The following is an 18,667-nucleotide window of genomic DNA, read 5'->3' on the forward strand; positions in this document are numbered from 1 at the left end:
GCAGCGGCTGATGATGAATATCTTGAACTACTGCTGCAGGGTGTTATTTGAGCAGATGGCCAAATGAGATTGCCCTGACGCCCCGAGAACCTGACTATATTTACCAACGATTCCGTATCCCATAAACAAGCAAATATACAGAGTCAAAGCCTGCACCCAAAAGGCATCGAGCGACAGGATAAAGTCAGGCTTTCCCTCAAAGACTTTCCGATACAACAACGCATGGTTGCCAAGCGTGAAATTTACGACGGTGAAGAACTGCTATGGTGCTACAACAACAATTCTGTCAAAAGTTCAAGATACACCGCATCTCATGTGCAACCTTTCGATATTGATACCGACGCCAGTTCTGCGGAACGAATAACAAAAGCACTGATTAAAGAGTGTGACTCAATTCAACACATGGAGATCGTTGAAAACCAGCAGGAATTCCTGTTTCGCAGGGCTAGAAGCATGCAAAACAAAACTATTGTGTTTTGTCCGTTTAATGATGAAGAACAACCATTTTGTTGTCTCCTCGATGGACACTGTGGAGACGGCAGAATATTAACAGCAGCTAAAAGCAACATTCATGCACTGAGTGCTTATTTCAAGTGGAGACTGCAAGACGAAACAGAAAACCTGGATAGCCAGTGTCATAAAATACTTAATCGCCTGAAAGAAGCAGGTATAAATCGTATAGATGGGAATGATGTTTCAATTCCGTCTATTATTGATTTCTCCATTAAAATTGGAATTTTCAACCCTGAAAAAAAACAGGGATACTTCCCCCTCCATTGGCTTTCCATGAAAATGAAACTTGAACAGGAAAATTCCGTATGGCTCTCTCTTTTAACACATAAAATTCGATTATCTTTAAGTCGAGTAGATTTCAATCTTGATCAATTAATAAGTAACTTAAAGAAAACGGGCATACCAAATCCATTAAAAGGTGATAAAAATGAATGGGATATCTATGATTTAATCAGTTTAACCGGATACTGTGGAAACTTTATTAGAACAAAAAAATCATCTAAAGAAGCAATGGATTCATATATAAAGAATCCATGCATCACAACAATACGACAAGTCCACATTATGGCAAAGTTTCGCTCAGCGGATGCAATAAAAGCTATTGTTGAGCGAAGAATACTGCACGGTTCTAGAAACAGGTTTTCGGTCATCGTAAAAACTTTTACCAATAGCGGGATTACCATACCTGTGGACGGGCAGTTTGTTGAAGCCACAGCAGATAATTTATCTGCCTTTATAAGACACTATTTCAAAGAGGAAGAAGCGTTGAAAATGCTGCCTTTCGAAAAACTATCTGAGGATGAGATTTCAACCACCATACTAGAAAATAACAATGAACGTATGGGATACATAATGGCGGCACGAAGAGATATTAAAGAGACAGAAGACCCAAAGGAAAAAAGTAGAAAGCTCAAAGGTTTTTTAAAAAAATTAGTGGAAAGCAAGATTGATAAAAAATCAGTTCCAGAGATGCTAAGAGCAGCTCTTAGAGGATTTGAAGATATTGAAGGCGTTAATGAGCCGTATACGTTTGACACCGTGACCAACCTTTTCAAAGAAGACGAAGATATAAGCTGGTTAAAAACCATTTTTTCAGTTCGCTTGGCTGATAACAATGAATTAATAGAATTACTGAGTTCCAATCACAAACCAGGAGGACATCTTACAAGAGAGGCCATAAAGCGACTAAAAGAAAACAGGGAATTATTACCGAGAATTATTATTACTTTGAAAGAAAAATCTTGCGATCCTAAATTTTTTCACATGTTGGCAAGGCGCCTTAATCGACATGAAATCTTTAACGAAGATGGTAATCTCTGGACTACTGAGGAACTAAAATTAACATACAATACCCACGTTTCATCCCCAGAAAGCAAGGTACTTACGTATACAGAATTAAGTGATGATGACTGGATAGAAGCGCATTCTAAAAAAGGCAACAAATTACCGAAAGAATTCGGAAAATTCTTTCTAGATAACATTAGAAACGAACAAGATCCTGATAAAAAACTAGATTACATTCGAAGATATTTCCGCATAAGCCACCGCTTTTCTGATAAAGAAAAAGCATACTCTTTACTGAGTAAACTAAGAAAAATAGATATCCCAGAATTTACACAGCCCTATACTGGACACACTTTGAAAGATCTCTATAAAGACTACCCTGACGATGAAGTTTGGTTAAAGAAGTTCTACCCAATTATTTACAGCAGTGATGATGAACTGCTCGACAAAGTAAAAAACGAATGGGGAAGAAAAACACAAGAAATAACAATGGAACTAATGAACAGGGCAATCCATAACGAAGAGTTAAGAATGAAATTGATTGTTATTAGCCGTGCCCACACGAAATCCAAAGCTTCTCATTTCTATTCAAATATAAAAGGTCAATACAATAGATATGGCTTTAGTCCTCCGGAAGGAGAGACAGAGTGGAATACCCAAAACATCGATATTTTTTACCAAAGGGCATTAAAAAAATATGGTCACCTCGCGGAAGAGTGCAAGGTCACAGAAGAGGCTTGACGCAGTCGCTTTAAGTCAGGCTGGCCGAGAACCTGACTGCTCATCGAGTCTATGAACTACAAAACTGAACACATTCCGACCGACTTATACAATAAGCACACAATCAGGGACTTATGGGAAGAGTGGTAAAAGAAGGGGAAGTTTCATTGTGAAACAGTCATCCTATGATTCAGCGGGAAGTGACTGCAATCTATTGAGGCTGGATTCAAGCAACAACTGCCATTGACGCTTACCTATATGGCAGGAATCCCCTGCGAGCTTACATCAACGCCGTTCACGTTGAGCACTATTGTGCCGGTTGGAGTATAAAGATAATATTCCGGCACGCTGTCGGCCTGTATTTCTTATTGACTCAATGTACATTGTGATAACCACAATGCCATTTGAGGTTGTTGCCATCAAAGGTTAGGAAGAAAACTGGCTGCTTTTAATTTCAACCTACAAACTAAAGTACATCGAGTGTGGGCATTTAAATGTGCCATATTCACTGCCAAGATCGCTATTACAGAAGCCAACCATAGCCATTAACAGAGAAGTACCCTGCGGCATCGATAGCTCCCTTATTCAAGGCTGGCAGGAGTTCTCCGGCAATAGCAGATTTAGCGGTATGGCGGCTTTCAGAGCCAGACACAAGAAAGCCGGAACAAGTCCGGCTCTCCTGAGATATTGAAGTGATCAGGCTTCGGTAGAAGAACGATCGAATACTTCGGCTTTCATTCGCTTCAAACCAATATGTCGAACATCTGTGCCTTTCACCAGATAGATCACATATTCAGCAATATTGCGGGCATGATCACCAATCCGTTCGAGGGAGCGCAGCACCCACATAATGTTCAGAACCCGGCTGATAGCACGGGGATCTTCCATCATGTATGTCACCAGTTCACGCATAGCGGAACGGTATTCACGGTCTACGTTTTTATCTTCCTGAGCAACAGCCAGAGCCATATCTGCATCAAAGCGGGCAAAAGCATTCAAAGCATCCTGCACCATACGGCGAACATGGGTGCCGATATGCCGCGCTTCCACATAACCACGGGGCGCTTCACCATGCTCAGCAAGCTCCATGGAGAAACGGGCAATCTTGGCGGCTTCATCACCAATACGCTCAAGATCAGTTGAAGCTTTGGTGCAGGCGATAACCAAACGTAAATCAGAAGCCGCAGGCTGACGACGAGCCAGAATACGGGCTGCTTCTTCATCGATAGAAACTTCCATAAAGTTTACATCGTCGTCTTTCGCCCGCACGCTGAGAGCCAGATCGCTATCAGCTTCAATCAAGGATTCAATAGCATCAGAAACCTGCTTCTCAACAGCCCCACCCATGGCCAGAAGCTGGCTACGCAGCTCTTCCAGCTCCGAGTTAAACTGTTGGGAGATATGCTGGTTCAGGTCTGAGTTCATATCTACTGGCATTTTCGTTTCCTTTTAGCCGTAACGACCAGTGATGTAATCCTCAGTCTTCTTCTCACGAGGATTAGTGAAAATGGTGTCGGTGTCGCCAAACTCAATCAGCTGCCCCATATACATAAAGGCGGTGTAATCAGACACACGAGCCGCCTGCTGCATGTTGTGGGTAACAATCACGATGGTGAAGCGATCTTTCAGTTCGTTGATCAGCTCTTCAATCTTCAAAGTTGAGATTGGATCCAAAGCAGAAGCGGGTTCATCAAGAAGCAGAACTTCAGGCTTTACCGCGATAGTACGGGCAATAACCAGACGTTGCTGCTGACCACCAGAAAGACCAAGTGCACTTTCATGGAGGCGATCTTTTACTTCTTCCCACAGAGCCGCCCCCTTCAGTGCCCACTCTACGGTTTCGTCCAGAACACGCCTCTTGTTAATACCCTGAATGCGCAGACCGTAAGCGACGTTTTCATATATGCTTTTGGGGAATGGATTTGGCTTCTGAAATACCATACCGACGCGACGACGCAGATCAGACACATCCACTTTCTTGTGATAGATATCCTGCTCATCATGCATCACCTGACCTTCAATACGACAGGAGTCTACCAAGTCGTTCATCCGGTTCAGGCTGCGCAACAGGGTAGACTTACCACAACCAGATGGGCCGATAAACGCAGTCACACGCTTTTTAGGAATTGGCATATTGATGCCAAACAGCGCCTGTTTCTCACCGTAGTAGAGATTCAGGTCTTTAATATCCAGACAGGTTTCTTCCTGCTCCAGAGAAAGCTTCTGGCGGCCACGGCCAAGATGCTCAAGGCTAATGCCGTGGGTTCGTGAATCTGTTTCGGTCTCGGTTGTCATATCCGTGCTCTCTGGAATGGCCGTGTCCTTTACAGCGATGTCTTCTTCCTGGGGCGCTTCTTCTCGAGCAACAGCTGCTTCAGTCATTATTCGCCTTCCTCTCAGATTCTATTGTTATGGCTGGCAGCTTGCTATGAAAATCAGTCACTACATGCTGCCAGCCGATATAATTTGTTATTCGTTTTAAACTTCTAGTGCTTTGTACTTTTCGCGGAGGTGGTTACGAATGGCCACTGCCGAAAGGTTCAGTGATGCAATTACAATCACCAGCAGTAAAGCGGTGGCATAAACAAGAGGCCGCGCTGCTTCAACGTTCGGGCTTTGGAAACCAACGTCGTAAATATGGAAACCCAGGTGCATAAACTTCTGGTCCAGATGCAGGAACGGGTAGTTACCATCCAAAGGCAGGCTTGGAGCCAGCTTCACCACACCCACAAGCATCAACGGAGCAACTTCACCAGCAGCACGGGCAACAGCCAGAATCAAGCCGGTCATCATTGCCGGGCTGGCCATAGGAAGTACTACACGCCACAGGGTTTCTGCCTTGGTAGCACCAAGAGCGAGGCTGCCTTCACGAACAGAACTTGGGATGCGGGATAACCCTTCCTCTGTTGCCACAATAACAACCGGCAAGGTAAGCAGAGCCAGTGTTATAGAGGCCCACATCAAACCGGGAGTACCAAAGGTTGGGGCTGGCAAAGCTTCTGGGAAGAACAAGGCATCCATTTGCCCACCCAGGAAGTAAACGAAGAACCCCAGACCGAACACGCCATAAACAATGGAAGGTACACCAGCGAGGTTGTTCACAGCGATGCGAATCACTCGGGTAACAAAACCCTGCTTGGCATATTCACGCAGATATACAGCCGCAATAACACCAAAAGGAGTCACGATTACAGACATAATAATAACCATCATGACTGTACCAAAAATGGCTGGGAATATGCCGCCTTCAGTATTCGCCTCACGGGGATCATCAGCGATAAATTCCCAAACCTTGCTTCCGTAAAACGCAATCTTGCCACCCAACCCCATAGCATTTGGCTGGTAAGCTCTTACGATTTTGGAAACATTAATATCAACGGTTTGCCCACCAAGGGTTTCAACCAGAACATTGTCGCGAGTAAACGACACATACAGATCACCAAGATGCTTCTCCAGCACCTTGTATTCAGCATCCAGTTCAGCACGCTGACTGGCAATATTGGCAAGTACAACAGGTGTCGCTTCGTTCCGCAGTTCCAAACCACGCTCTTGCAGACGCAGACGCTCCAGCTTGCTGTTTATCGCACCAATATCTTTCTTCTCAATACGATGAATTTCATTGTAGATATTCAGCGCACGATCCATGCTGGCGTTCAGTGCTGCCCAGGCTTCGGAACCAGAAGCAACGACAGAATCACCTTCACGGACTTCTTTCAGGAATCCGTAGAAGTTACCCCATTCACGACGCTCGAGAGCAATGGCATCTTCCGGATACTGAATATTCTCCAGCCAGGGCTGAACAACCCAGGCAAAGTCACTGCCTGTCACATCACGGTTACCGACTTTCACCAGCTGTCGTGTGACCAGTTCCTGGTTATCCAATCCGGTAAAGCCTGCATCTATCAAGCGCTGAACAGGAATCTCTTCATCGTCTGCCAGCTGCCCCATAACGACTCGGCTATTCTGGCCAGGCACCATGTAATCGGCAGTCATGATGGAAGAGGGCCAGAAGTGCCCTAAGCCACGCACTGCAATCAGTGCCAGCAAACCAATGACCATAACGAGGCTGATAGATACAGCGCCAGCGTTCATCCAAACCCACGGTGAACCGCTTTTAAACCAGCTTTTGACAGTTATTTTCATATCTTTTTACCGTCGTTCATTCTTACCGCAGATTAAAGGGAGCTGTACTTTTGACGCAGCCGGTGACGAACCAGCTCAGCCATCGTGTTCACAACAAAGGTGAAGACAAACAGCACCAGCGCGGCCAGGAACAGGATGCGATAGTGAGAACTTCCCACTTCTGATTCCGGCATTTCTACAGCGATGTTCGCTGCCAGAGTTCGCATTCCTTCAAAAATGTTGGCATCCATAATTGGAGTATTACCGGTTGCCATCAGTACAATCATGGTTTCCCCTACAGCCCGCCCCATGCCGATCATTAGCGCAGAAAAAATACCTGGGCTAGCCGTCAGCAAAACAACCTTGGTCAGGGTTTGCCAGGGAGTTGCTCCCAAAGCCAAAGAGCCGTAGCTCAAATGCTTGGGTACGCTGAAAATTGCATCCTCAGCAATAGAGAAAATTGTTGGGATAACGGCAAAACCCATTGCCAGACCAACCACCAGAGCATTTCTCTGGTCGTAGCTAATGCCCAGATCAGCGGTGATCCATGAACGCATGTCACCACCGAAGAAAACACCTTCCAGAGCTCCGCTCATTGCCAGACAAAGCCAGCCAACTCCCAGAACAACCGGAATCAACAGGCCAGCCTGCCAGCCATCAGGTACACGACCGCGGATTTCCAGTGGCAGGCGATCCCAGAAGAATGCAAATAGCAGCACACCAACAGGCATTAATAGCAACAGGCTAAATATGGCCGGTAGATTGTTTTCCACAAAAGGTGCCAGCCACAAACCGGCAAGGAAGCCGAGGATTACTGTTGGCAGAGCTTCCATCAATTCGATAACTGGCTTCACTTTGCGGCGCATGGCAGGAGCCATGAAGTAAGCGGTGTAGATCGCACCACAAATTGCCAGAGGTGCCGCCAGCAACATGGCGTAAAAGGCTGCTTTCAGTGTACCGAAGGCTAGAGGCATCAAACTCATCTTCGGTTCAAAGTCATTGTTTGATGCAGACGACTGCCAGATGTACTCAGGCTCATCGTAGGATTCGTACCAGACTTCTTCCCACAAAGCGCTCCAGGATACTTCCGGGTGCTCATTTTCCATGGAGAAAAAAGTCATTCCGGAAGATGTTCCCAGCAGCAGCGCATCAGCACGGGGAGCGATGCCAATTGAAGTTACGGCATCTTCAGCTATATCTACAGTCAACAACTTGCGGCTGGCCGTGGTGTTGTAGAGACCAAGAACGCCGTCACTATCAAGGGCAAGAAAACCTTTACGGCGATGCTCCGGAACAATTTGAACAATGGCTGCGTTACTTTGCTCAAAGCTGCGAATCCGGGTCAGTTTCTTCTTACCAGTTTCGTTGCGGGCCAAAAACCATTGGGTGATGTGTCCCTGGCTGTCACCAACTAAAAGAGAAATACCACCTAACAGGAACTTGAGATCGGTGACGGTGGCAACACCCTCGGTCAACTCAACAACCTGTTCAATAGAAGGTAACCCGGAGCGGATATCAATTTGTGTCAGCGTATCTTTGCCAGATAGTACATAAAGCCAGTGCAGATCCGGTTCCAGTAGCAGAGTCCGAGCACTTTCACTAACGAAGGGAAGAGTTACGTTTTCACGCTCAAGGGTGACTTCCTCTGTCAGGAAATCCTCTTCCTTGGTGAAACGCACCATATAAAGCTCTGTTCCGCGGGAGCCTGCCAGAACCAGTTGTTCTTCAGAATCTCGTACGGCCACCTGCTCAAGAGGTTTCCCTTCCACCAGAACAATAGCTTCCGCCCCATAAGGATAAACAAGGGATGGAGTAATCAAACGCTTGTCATTTGGCCATGTGGTTTTGTATTCATGTTTGAAAATAATTGCTGAACCATCTGACAAACCTGCCACCAACAGGCTTTCACCGGGAGCAGCTTCCGAAACGGAAACAACCTTTGCACCAGCCGGAACGGGCAGTTGGCTTTTCAGTCTCTCCGAACCATTAATGGCATCGAAGAATAAAGCCTGCCCATTACTGTCGATTTGAAGTCCAATCTCAGCCTGCTCTTCAGTTGTCAGATACAGGCTTTGTGCAGACGTTGTCGGAAGTACATAGCTATGCTCAGCCTTAACGTCTGCTGAGTGAAAGAGTGGCATCACTTCATAAAGCAGATAGATGAATATCAGGAGAATGGCCGCAATAACGCCAAGCCCGCCCGTGGCGATGCCATATCGGGCGGTACGATCTTTCAATTTGCGCATATTGCGATAACGCAGAATAGCCGGCGTGTCGAAGCTGACATCTGGTGCCGATTGCATACTTTGTTCGCTCATAGATTCTTGTTTTTGCCGGTTGAATCCTTTGTATGGGCGAACATTAACTGCCTTATATGACATTTATATTACAGAGCTGTCACATTTCAGAGTGATTCCTGTTGCTGAAATGCTTCAGAGCAAAAACCGAACAAGACAGTTGCCATATGATGCCTTCAAATTCAGGGGGTTACCCCTTAACCGTTCTATGAGTTTTCCGTTTTGAACAGTCGTCAAAAGAATATTTTGAATCGCGTTGATCACCCTGGCTCCGCGAATATTAATAATCTTGCTGAACAGTTTGATGTTTCTATTGGAACTGCCCGTCGGGATTTGCGCCTGCCGGAAAAACAGCCATTGCTCACAATAGCTCTGAAGTATATCAATCGAGGAGACGTAATAATGATGGATGCCAGTCCTGTAATGGATTCCATGAAGAGAACAGAGTGTGGGATAGCAATGACATGAATACGGCAAGACAGGATTCGCACGAATCTGCCATGCCGATAATATTGATCATATTGTCAGTTAATTCATGCCTGTATAGCCTGGAGTCGCCTGCACTCTTTTTACCCAGGCCTGGATAGCAGAATATTTATTCAGATCAAAGCCGCCTTCATCAGCGACATGGGTATAGCCATACAGAGAGATATCAGCTGTAGAGATTTTTCCACCAGCCAGAAACGGTGTTTGCTGTAACCGCTGCTCCATAATGCTCAAAGCTTTATTCCCCCCTTCCTGAAGATTCTCATACTCGTTCTTTCGATATTCAGGCATACCAAGGTACACATTGATATAGCGCGCAACGGCAATATAGGGTTCGTGGCTGTACTGTTCAAAAAACTGCCATTGCTGCACTTTTGCCAGAGTAAATGGATCCTGCGGCAGGAAATCTGAGCCATGGGCCAGATAGTTCAGGATTGCGTTTGATTCTGACAGACAACGCCCGTCTTCCAGTTCAAGAAGCGGAATTTTTCCTGATGATGTTTTTTGCAGAAACTCTTGCGTGCGGGTTTCACCCTTCATGATATCGAGAGCAACCCATTCATGAGGGGTATCTAGAAATGAAGTCAGGAGTTTTATTTTGTAGCAGTTACCGGATTTTATATCACCGTAGATTTTCATAACTCCTCCACTTCATTATTTTTTGCCACACTGCCAGAGACATATCTGTTAGTAAAATCTCCCTTCAGCTTAAAGGTGGCTAACTACATTAATTAAACCTACCACCACCCCTTCTATTCATCACTCTTCTCGGAACCTAACTGCCCGATCAATAATTGCTGTGCAGCTTTCAATTTTTCAAGCTTCTCTATCCCTTCCTGCAGTTGTTCTTCGTCCAGACCTAGCGCTCTAGCCTCTTCAATAGCCTTTTCTATTTCTGGAATACGTTCCACAGTTGCTGCGACAAAAGCCCGTTGCACCTGTTCTTCATTTCTTTGCTCGTAGGCCTGATATTGTTCGGGATTCGCCAACTCTTCCGCCGTGGGTAACTCTCGCTCCCAATCTCGCTCTACAAGCTTAGGGGCACGACTATCACCGTACAGCCGGGTCTGCTGTAAAGATGCGATAGCGCTGGAATCAAAGTGATAAAGTGGCTCGGCTGCCAACGCTAACTCTTCTGGCTCATCTTTAACCGGAAGTTTATTGCCCTTAGAGGGTGAAGCTACCTGTAAATCACCAGCTGCAGATGGCGGAAGATCTACAGGGGCGTTTGCCATAGTTTCAAACTCCGGAGAAACAGCGACGATTACGTCGGGTGCAATACTTTCTGAGGAGGACAGATTAAAACCAATAGCTGCGGCAACAGTTACAGCAACCAGTCCAGAACCAAAAATAATCTTACTCATAAACAGTTGTTTCTCTCATGAGCGTGCCGCGCGATTAAAGATTTTTGCTTATTTCAGGGTTTATCTGCACATCATATTGCTCACGCAGAAAACTCAACAATTCATGATACCCTGCTTTAGCCTTCTCAAGCGCAATCTCCTTTCCCGCAATATATCGGACTGTTTCACTATTAGGGTTGTGGAAACCTGATTTTTGCTTATCAACCAGAACAATCTCCCAGAAGGGGGTATCTCCCGGGCTGCGCACAGGTTTTGATACGACACCAACCTTTTGCATATAAGCCACGCTTTCTAACCAGCCAGGAGTCTTGGATGTTCTTTCCAGCCAGCCAAGGTCGCCTGGTTGCGGCAAGGTTTTATCATCCGCTATGGAGTATTTCTTAACCGCGTCTGAAAAGGCAAGGCCATCTTTGAGCTCTTTGTACACCGCATCAGCTTTCTCCTGACTGTCCAGACGAATATGCCGGCCTTTAACAGCTGTCAGTCGAATAAAATCTTCTTTGTTGGCCTGGAAGTATTCAAGAATTTCATCCTGCGTAACTTTCTCTATCCATTGCCTCAGCCCTTTATTATCACTGTGCATAACATTGTAGAGGCCAAGTTTTTTCTCTACAGCCACGCGCGCAACCCGATCGCTAACTGCTGTTTTCAAAGACGTCACATCATCCGGGCTTAACTCTGATCGAGACTCCAACCACCACAGACTGAAACGCTCCGCCAGTTCAAGCCGGGCTTGTTTATCCACAAAAACCATATCACCACGCGTCAGCGCAATCTTTCCCTGAATATTCTGGGACTGGTAAAGATCGTAGAGAGATACAGAACCTCCAGCGTTCTCCTCAAACTGATACTGCAACACATTCACAGTTTTCATCTGCTGTTGCTGTTCTTCGGAGGCGTGATAGCCCAGTAATGAGCTCTTTCGGAATATTGCTTCGAGCTGTTTGGGTAGCTGCTTGTTATGACCAATGACCAGGCCTGCAAAACCTTCAGGTTTGCTCTCCAGCCATGCTTCCATGTCCTGACCATATAACTGACGAGCCAATACAGACAAACGGTTACGTATGGTTTCTTCATTCTGGAAGCCAACGCTTTCTTTAACCGATAAATCAAACTCCGTCAGGGAAAGTGCAAGCAAACGATTATTTACCAGTTCCTCCAAGACACTGGCACGGGTCTGCCTCATGTCCTGCCGACGGGCTTTGGCAAGAATCATATCCAGGCTTTTTACCGTGAAAGGAGACTGCTCTACAACAGCAGCAAGAGATGGGTTTTTGAGATCATATCGGACTTCGGCCTGAGCAGAAGCGATCGAAAATACGACACCCACAACACACAATGCAGTTCTTATTCTTTGCATGGACTTCACAACCATCAACGAAATAATCTAACAGACAGATAAGCCCATAAGGCTTACCTGCCCAGATACCTCTCGGATCAGAAACGATCCGCCGCATGGTTTAGAATGTGTACAGTCATTGCTATTGCGTGGGGAATCATTTTTTTGGCGACCTCCACACGATCACCGTGATCATTACTGCTCAACACGATGCCACCATTCTGGTAGGAGTAAGCGCCTCCCTCTGTGAGGGTGCCACGAATTTCACGATTGCCCGGCACGGGAGGGGTAATATCCAGCAGTGCAGTTTCAACTAACCCACTGTCGTTCAGGTTTTCTGAATCGTAATAGTCAGCAACCCAAGCTTCCCAACCACCATGACTATGGGCAGATGTTACCCAAGTATGGTGAGGTTGTAACAAGTCTGTGGTATGCAGTGCAAAGCCAAGTGTTTGCGCAGAAGGCTGATCCCAGAACTGGTTGTACCAGTACTGACCCAGATTATCGATAGGCTGGAAGGCCGCCTCTTCAAAGTCTTCATACATATCTTTGCTGGAATACGACTCAAGACGATAGTTTGCTTCGGTAACCCCGTAACTGTTGTACTCAGAATCTTCCCGGCCAAACCAACCCCTCATACCACCCCTGCCATCATCCAGGTGGTCGCTATTCAACCAACCGGCCAACATATTGTCTTCGAGCCCTGGGTTCGGCATTAAGTCGTAGTTATATCCACCAATGTCATTACCATGAACATCCGCGCCGCGGGAATGATTCTGGAAGTGCCACCAGGCGGTATAAGTCGCGACAAAGGAACCAATACCCCAAACCGGTGCCTGAACACAGTCTCCTGTGATGGCACCGCAGATATAAGTGTCTTCAAAATCATCCACATCATAAGCGCCCTGGCCAACAGCATTGGCAAACTCATCAATGGTATACCCGGCCGCCTCGGCAGCGGCCTTCAACCGGTTGTAGTTAGTTGTTTCAGGGTTGGCGGCCATGTAACTGACAGCATCAATAACAATGCGCTTATGAGTTTCCTGAGTAAAAGCTGAGGCATTAGCTGCACAAACGGCAAGAGCTACGGCAGACGCCGCATGGAGGTACTTCTTCATGATCCACCCTGTTTTTTTGTAGTTTTAGGTCAAGGTTCATGCATTATAACAGTGCAGACATACAGAGTTTATTGGCACGAGTGACGGGCAACACACAAAATTAAAGCAGCCTGCCTAACAACCAGGTTATACGAAGAGGCTTCTGTATTCTGTTAAATGCTCTTGTTTTTATTCACAACAAGAGATTTCATTATGCAAGCGACAGCCTCTTCCACACCCGTTGCTACGGTGAAACACGATTTTATCCAACGGTTACAAAAAGGAGAACAACCCAAAGCTTTCAACCGGGCGGTCGCAGAAGCTGCAGTGGACATTGCCAGGGCCTGTCATCAGAAAGGAGATAGAGACCGTACATTACGGTTTGCAGTTCCTCAGTACGATGAAATCGAAGTCGAGGCAATGGCAAAAAAGCTGATCATTAACCATCAGCCAGCAAATTTGAGAAGTGGCACTTTAGGTAGTACCTGCACTCAGGCTCAAAACAAGATACATTCATCATTTCATGCTCACCCTGAATGCAGAGAGTATGCAGTAGACTGCCTATTAAATACTCATCACAAAAAAATCGCAGACAAAATTATCGAGACTTTTGAATCACAGGATGGTTTTAAAAACGGTACGAATTCCCTCCTTACTTCCCATAAGTTTGTAAAAAACTGTGAACTACAACAGCTATCAGTTTCATTTGACGAAGAAAAACAATCATTATCAATACATTCAATATTCTATGCTTCTGTTTTCACTTTTAAGGATGACACCATTGCAGAAGCCAAAGCCTATACGCAGATTGATATCCCGCGATATCACATAAAACTCATGCTTGACCTTAAAGAGGGAAAGGTTAATCCCGTGGCTTCATGCATGTTCGCTACAGAGGATTCATGGGACTACCTGTTGAATGAAACAACAGAGGATTCACCGTATCTAAAAGAGATGAAACCGAACCCTGTTCATAGTGTTGAGTCAGAAGAACAAACATAGTTGTTATGGAAACCAGTCAGGAGTTCTTTAAAAATACAAATAATATGATTACAGAGGTTTTCCCATGCTAGCCGAGTCAATATCAGCCGGGAGTCACAACAGCCATAGATCTGGCCCATCATCTGACTCCCAATGTCATACAGGGTGCTACCAAGGTAGAGGCACAAGCTCGTGCACAGGAACGTGCCATATACCTCAGGAACAGCAATTTCGTCCACCCCATCAGCTTAGAACCTGTGCAAATATGGCTGACGAAGATGGGGAAGCCGTTAGTCGCAATAACAAAGAGGTTACTCTGGAAACTCTTAGCAATGCACTGACAGATATTCTATCCAAAGCCACAATTTCTGATGAAAGCGACATCGAAAACCTGATTGATAAACTTATAATATGCACTTCAGGTTTTCAGAATGATCTACTGTCACTCTACCCAGATGCCTCTGAACGAGCCAGAGTACTGAGTGATCATTTAACCAGCTGGCATTCCCATCATATTTTTCATTTAGGAGAGATGTTTACTCCTGAACTTGCAGCGATTTTAAATACGCGTTTAGAGGAAAATTTCACCGCTGTTACTAACAGTATGATAGAAACAAAGTGCTCTCACTCTGTAAATGAGAAAGCTGTGCCTCTAGCAAGTCGCTCAAGATTGCCTGCAACAAATTCAACACCCAGGCAAACGCAACCTCACCCAGCCACCAACTCAACACAGAAGTTTTATATCGAGCGGCAACAAAGTTTACAGTGCGGAAGACACGCTATAAATGCTTACTACCAAAAAGGCATTTTGCCTTATTGGTATGACTTTGAGAATATGGACCCAGTGGGGATCCTTAATAATATGCGTAATATTGAAACCCAGAGAGGTCTGAGCTCTCACCTGTCCTTATATCAATTCAACCTAATGGAATCACAGCAAGATGAGCCGCTCTCTACTCCTTTCGTTCAGAGAAAAGAGACGCCTAAAAACTTTGATAATGCGAACTGCAAGAGGCTAATCCTATCCATGGAGAACCATCATGTCTGTTTTTTAAGAGGGCATGATAACGAATGGTATCTACTGGACAGCCAAAACCATCAGCACGCACAAAAGATGAAGCCGTCTGAATATATAGCGAACCGTAGAAAAAACTATTCCGATGCTGAATATCTTGCGGCAACGTCACGAGGTACTGTTAATGTTATCTGTGATAACGGCGCAGGTTTTCTTACTGGTTGGAAGATTCTATTGTAAAAGGCCGGTGCCTATAGACACCGGCCTTTTATTGGTACTGGTCAGGTTCTGATTACAAACCCAGAGCCGCCAGCTGCTTATCGACAACCTTGGACGGCAGTGGAATGTAACCATCCTTCACAACAACTTCTTGCCCCTGCTGAGAGAGCACCAGCTTCAGGAACTCACGTTCGATAGGAGCCAGAGGCTTGTTAGGCTGTTTGTTCACGTAAACATACAAGAAACGAGACAGTGGATAAGTGCCGTTTACAGCATTGTCTGGGTTAGCTTCTACGAAAGCCTGACCTTCCTTCTTGGCCAGAGGCACGGTACGTACGCTGGAAGTCTTGTAGCCGATACCTGAGTAGCCAATACCGTTCAGGGAAGCCGATACAGACTGAACAACAGAAGCAGAACCTGGCTGCTCGTTTACGTTGTTCTTGTAATCTCCCTTACACAGAGCCTTCTTCTTGAAGTAACCGTAAGTACCGGATACAGAGTTACGACCGTACAGTTGAACGTCACGACCAGCCCATGGACCAGTCAAACCAGCGTCGCCCCAGGCGTTAATGGCTTTGTCGTTGCCACACTTCAGAGTGGAGGAGAACACGGCATCAACCTGAGCCATGGTCATACCTTTAATGGGGTTATCCTTGTTGACGAATACCGCCAGGGCATCGATGGCAACAGGAACGGCCGTTGGCTTGTAACCAAATTTCTTTTCGAAAGCAGCCAGTTCCTTGTCCTTCATCTTACGGCTCATGGGGCCGAGGTTAGACGTTCCTTCCGTCAGAGCAGGTGGTGCAGTAGAAGAACCTGCAGCCTGAATCTGGATATTTACATTAGGGTAAGTGCGCTTGAAGTCTTCAGCCCACAGAGTCATCAGGTTAGCCAGAGTATCTGAACCAACGCTGGACAGGTTGCCGGAAACACCGCTGGCCTTGGTGTAAGTTGGAATGTCTGCATCCACCTTACTGGCTTGGGCGTTAAAAGAGACGCTGGCAGCTGCCAGAGTCAGAGCAGTCGCCATACTCTTCAGAGAGAGTGACTTCATAATCATTGTTAGCTCCCAGTGTTTGTCTGTTTTTATGTACATCTTGATACGGGATCAGTATCTGCACCTTTGATGACAAATATATGAATGGTTTGTTACAGAAATGCTACAGCAGAAAAATTGCGGGAGTTGAAGGCGCCTATTCTGGCAATTGACCTTAATTACCTAAACAACTAGCGGTATACTGCGCCCCATAATAATAACGAACATGCGGAGCGTTTACGTGTCAGCTTTTTCACACGGTGCTCGACAAATCATAAGGTCTATTGATAATTTCACAGAAACGACCGGCCGCACTATCTCCTGGCTAAACATCGCCCTCATGATCACAATCTGCGCTGTGGTCTTTATTCGCTACGTACTGAATCTGGGCTCCATTGCTCTTCAAGAACTATCCGTTTATATCCACGCAACAATCTTTCTCGGCGCCTGTGCCTACACATTGCGGCACGATGGACATGTTCGTGTTGATATTTTTTATAGAAAATTCAGCCCTCGAACTAAAGGCCTGATTGATGCCAGTGGCTCAATCCTGTTTCTAATACCAGTCTGCCTGTTTATCGGGTTTATAAGCTGGGAATATGTGGAAAGATCCTGGGCTTTAAAAGAAACCTCTCACGATCCAGGTGGCCTGCCAGCAGTCTTCCTTCTGAAAAGCCTGATCCTGTTTCTGGCTGGCACACTCCTTATTCAGGGTTTGGCCGAGTTCCTGCGCGGATTACTGACCTTTACCAATCACAAAACACCCGAACATCCTGAAAAACACCTGAAGGAGGCTGCATGATGGAATACATGCCTCTGTTTATGTTTGCCGCCATTTGCTTTGTATTAATAGCAGGTTACCCGGTTGCCTTCTCTCTGGCGGGTACAGCTCTGGCTTTTGCCGGATTTGGGGTGTTAACCGGTAGCTTTGAAGCCACTTTTTTCAACGCTCTTCCCAGCCGTTTGTTTGGAGTAATGACAAACCAGACCTTAATGGCTGTTCCGCTGTTTGTATTGATGGGCGTTATGCTGGAGAAGTCCCGGGTTGCAGAAGATCTTCTGGATAATATGGCCCGCTTGTTTGGTCGCCTCCGTGGCGGGCTGGGAGTTTCTGTAACTCTGGTCGGAATGTTGCTTGCAGCCAGCACTGGCATTGTTGGTGCTACCGTCGTGACTATGGGTCTGCTCTCTCTGCCGACAATGTTACGCAGAGGCTATGACCCGACTTTGGCGACCGGAACAATCTGTGCAACCGGGACACTCGGACAAATCATTCCACCATCTATCGCACTTGTACTGCTCGGGGATGTTCTCTCCAGCGCTTACCAGCAAGCACAATTGAAACAGGGTATTTTTTCTCCCGATACAGTATCAGTGGGTGATCTGTTCGTTGGTGCCCTGATTCCTGGTCTGATTCTGGTAGTGATGTACATCAGTTATCTGCTTATTATCAGTTTTTTAAAACCTGAAAAATGCCCGCCGGTGGATGAGGACCATCTAAAGGTGTATCTACCCGGCCTGCTGAAAAGCCTCGCCCCACCAATGATATTGATCGCATTCGTACTGGGTTCAATTCTCACGGGTATCGCCACTCCCACAGAGGCGGCAGGTGTAGGTGCATTAGGTGCTAGTCTTTTAGCTCTTTTTAAGCGTCAGATGACTTTTACTCAACTTTCCGATGTTGTCACCAGCACGACTCGCATTACCTGTATGGTCTTTATGATTCTGATCGGCGCGTCTATTTTCTCGCTGGTGTTCCGCGGCTATGGCGGAGAAGAGTTAATTCACTCTCTCTTTGAAAGCCTGCCCGGTGGTGTGTTTGGTGCCACTCTGGTGGTTATGCTGGTGATCTTCGTTCTTGGTTTTATTCTCGACTTTATTGAGATTACTTTCGTCGTTGTTCCCATTGTTGGGCCAGTATTACTGGCAATGGGGCTTGACCCTGTATGGCTTGGCATTATGATTGCCATAAACTTGCAGACATCATTTTTGACACCACCCTTCGGGTTTGCGCTGTTTTATCTGCGAGGCGTCGCTCCGGAGACAATAAAAACAACAGATATTTATCGTGGCGTAGCTCCGTTCATTGTCATTCAGCTGACCCTACTAGGATTACTAGCTGGCTGGCCGGAGCTGGCAACATGGTTGCCAGACAAACTGTATGGGTAATCCTGCGGGGTTCCCGAAAGGTATT

16 protein-coding genes are annotated in these 18,667 nt (G+C 46.1%); 6 read left to right on the forward strand and 10 right to left on the reverse strand.

Going from position 1 to position 18,667, the window contains the following annotated elements; all coding sequences use genetic code 11:
• The first annotated feature begins 222 nt into the window (after positions 1 to 222).
• On the forward strand, positions 223 to 2,538 hold the full coding sequence (locus QMA35_RS08550) for a hypothetical protein (protein WP_281646727.1): 2,316 nt from the start codon (positions 223 to 225) through the stop codon (positions 2,536 to 2,538).
• A gap of 502 nt (positions 2,539 to 3,040) precedes the next feature.
• On the opposite strand, the gene QMA35_RS08555 is transcribed toward QMA35_RS08550, so the two are convergent.
• From QMA35_RS08555 to QMA35_RS08575, 5 genes are all read right to left on the reverse strand, one after another.
• Positions 3,041 to 3,169: a hypothetical protein gene (locus QMA35_RS08555; protein WP_281646728.1), complete on the reverse strand. Its 129-nt coding sequence runs from the start codon at positions 3,167 to 3,169 to the stop codon at positions 3,041 to 3,043.
• 44 nt (positions 3,170 to 3,213) lie between these two features.
• Positions 3,214 to 3,954 (reverse strand): phosphate signaling complex protein PhoU, encoded by a 741-nt coding sequence (gene phoU, locus QMA35_RS08560; RefSeq protein WP_281646729.1) that lies wholly within the window; start codon positions 3,952 to 3,954, stop codon positions 3,214 to 3,216.
• A 12-nt stretch (positions 3,955 to 3,966) separates the two neighbouring features.
• Positions 3,967 to 4,812: a phosphate ABC transporter ATP-binding protein PstB gene (gene pstB, locus QMA35_RS08565; protein ID WP_281646771.1), complete on the reverse strand. Its 846-nt coding sequence runs from the start codon at positions 4,810 to 4,812 to the stop codon at positions 3,967 to 3,969.
• A 183-nt stretch (positions 4,813 to 4,995) separates the two neighbouring features.
• On the reverse strand, positions 4,996 to 6,660 hold the full coding sequence (gene pstA, locus QMA35_RS08570; protein ID WP_281646730.1) for a phosphate ABC transporter permease PstA: 1,665 nt from the start codon (positions 6,658 to 6,660) through the stop codon (positions 4,996 to 4,998).
• 32 nt (positions 6,661 to 6,692) lie between these two features.
• Positions 6,693 to 8,957: an ABC transporter permease subunit gene (locus QMA35_RS08575; RefSeq protein ID WP_281646731.1), complete on the reverse strand. Its 2,265-nt coding sequence runs from the start codon at positions 8,955 to 8,957 to the stop codon at positions 6,693 to 6,695.
• Between the two features lie 201 nt (positions 8,958 to 9,158).
• Between QMA35_RS08575 and QMA35_RS08580 the strand changes: the two genes are divergently transcribed.
• Positions 9,159 to 9,404 carry a DeoR family transcriptional regulator gene (locus QMA35_RS08580; protein WP_281646732.1) on the forward strand — a complete coding sequence of 82 codons (246 nt, stop codon included), beginning with the start codon at positions 9,159 to 9,161 and terminating at the stop codon, positions 9,402 to 9,404.
• A 60-nt stretch (positions 9,405 to 9,464) separates the two neighbouring features.
• Here the strand turns inward: QMA35_RS08580 and QMA35_RS08585 are convergent, their stop codons facing one another.
• The 4 genes from QMA35_RS08585 to QMA35_RS08600 all read right to left on the reverse strand — a co-directional run bounded on the left by QMA35_RS08585 (position 9,465) and on the right by QMA35_RS08600 (position 13,243).
• Entirely contained in the window at positions 9,465 to 10,061 is a 597-nt protein-coding gene (locus tag QMA35_RS08585) for a glutathione S-transferase family protein (RefSeq protein WP_281646733.1), read from the reverse strand.
• A gap of 113 nt (positions 10,062 to 10,174) precedes the next feature.
• Positions 10,175 to 10,786: a hypothetical protein gene (locus QMA35_RS08590; protein ID WP_281646734.1), complete on the reverse strand. Its 612-nt coding sequence runs from the start codon at positions 10,784 to 10,786 to the stop codon at positions 10,175 to 10,177.
• Between the two features lie 34 nt (positions 10,787 to 10,820).
• Positions 10,821 to 12,146 (reverse strand): peptidylprolyl isomerase, encoded by a 1,326-nt coding sequence (locus QMA35_RS08595; protein ID WP_281646735.1) that lies wholly within the window; start codon positions 12,144 to 12,146, stop codon positions 10,821 to 10,823.
• Between the two features lie 77 nt (positions 12,147 to 12,223).
• Positions 12,224 to 13,243, reverse strand: coding sequence for a phospholipase (locus QMA35_RS08600; protein ID WP_281646736.1), 1,020 nt, complete (start codon positions 13,241 to 13,243; stop codon positions 12,224 to 12,226).
• A 192-nt stretch (positions 13,244 to 13,435) separates the two neighbouring features.
• On the opposite strand from QMA35_RS08600, the gene QMA35_RS08605 reads away from it, so the two are divergent.
• Together QMA35_RS08605 and QMA35_RS08610 are read left to right on the forward strand one after the other, a co-directional pair.
• Positions 13,436 to 14,224, forward strand: a complete 789-nt coding sequence (locus tag QMA35_RS08605; RefSeq protein WP_281646737.1) for a hypothetical protein — start codon at positions 13,436 to 13,438, stop codon at positions 14,222 to 14,224.
• A 244-nt stretch (positions 14,225 to 14,468) separates the two neighbouring features.
• Positions 14,469 to 15,458: a hypothetical protein gene (locus QMA35_RS08610; RefSeq protein ID WP_281646738.1), complete on the forward strand. Its 990-nt coding sequence runs from the start codon at positions 14,469 to 14,471 to the stop codon at positions 15,456 to 15,458.
• 52 nt (positions 15,459 to 15,510) lie between these two features.
• Here the strand turns inward: QMA35_RS08610 and QMA35_RS08615 are convergent, their stop codons facing one another.
• Positions 15,511 to 16,491 carry a phosphate ABC transporter substrate-binding protein PstS family protein gene (locus QMA35_RS08615; RefSeq protein WP_281646772.1) on the reverse strand — a complete coding sequence of 327 codons (981 nt, stop codon included), beginning with the start codon at positions 16,489 to 16,491 and terminating at the stop codon, positions 15,511 to 15,513.
• Between the two features lie 223 nt (positions 16,492 to 16,714).
• Between QMA35_RS08615 and QMA35_RS08620 the strand changes: the two genes are divergently transcribed.
• Together QMA35_RS08620 and QMA35_RS08625 are read left to right on the forward strand one after the other, a co-directional pair.
• Positions 16,715 to 17,275, forward strand: coding sequence for a TRAP transporter small permease subunit (locus tag QMA35_RS08620; RefSeq protein ID WP_281646739.1), 561 nt, complete (start codon positions 16,715 to 16,717; stop codon positions 17,273 to 17,275).
• Positions 17,272 to 18,642 (forward strand): TRAP transporter large permease subunit, encoded by a 1,371-nt coding sequence (locus tag QMA35_RS08625; RefSeq protein ID WP_281646740.1) that lies wholly within the window; start codon positions 17,272 to 17,274, stop codon positions 18,640 to 18,642. Before QMA35_RS08620 ends, QMA35_RS08625 begins: the two co-directional genes overlap by 4 nt.
• Positions 18,643 to 18,667 lie beyond the last annotated feature (25 nt).

This window comes from Parendozoicomonas sp. Alg238-R29, assembly GCF_947331445.1.
In the GTDB taxonomy this organism is placed as follows: domain Bacteria; phylum Pseudomonadota; class Gammaproteobacteria; order Pseudomonadales; family Endozoicomonadaceae; genus Sansalvadorimonas.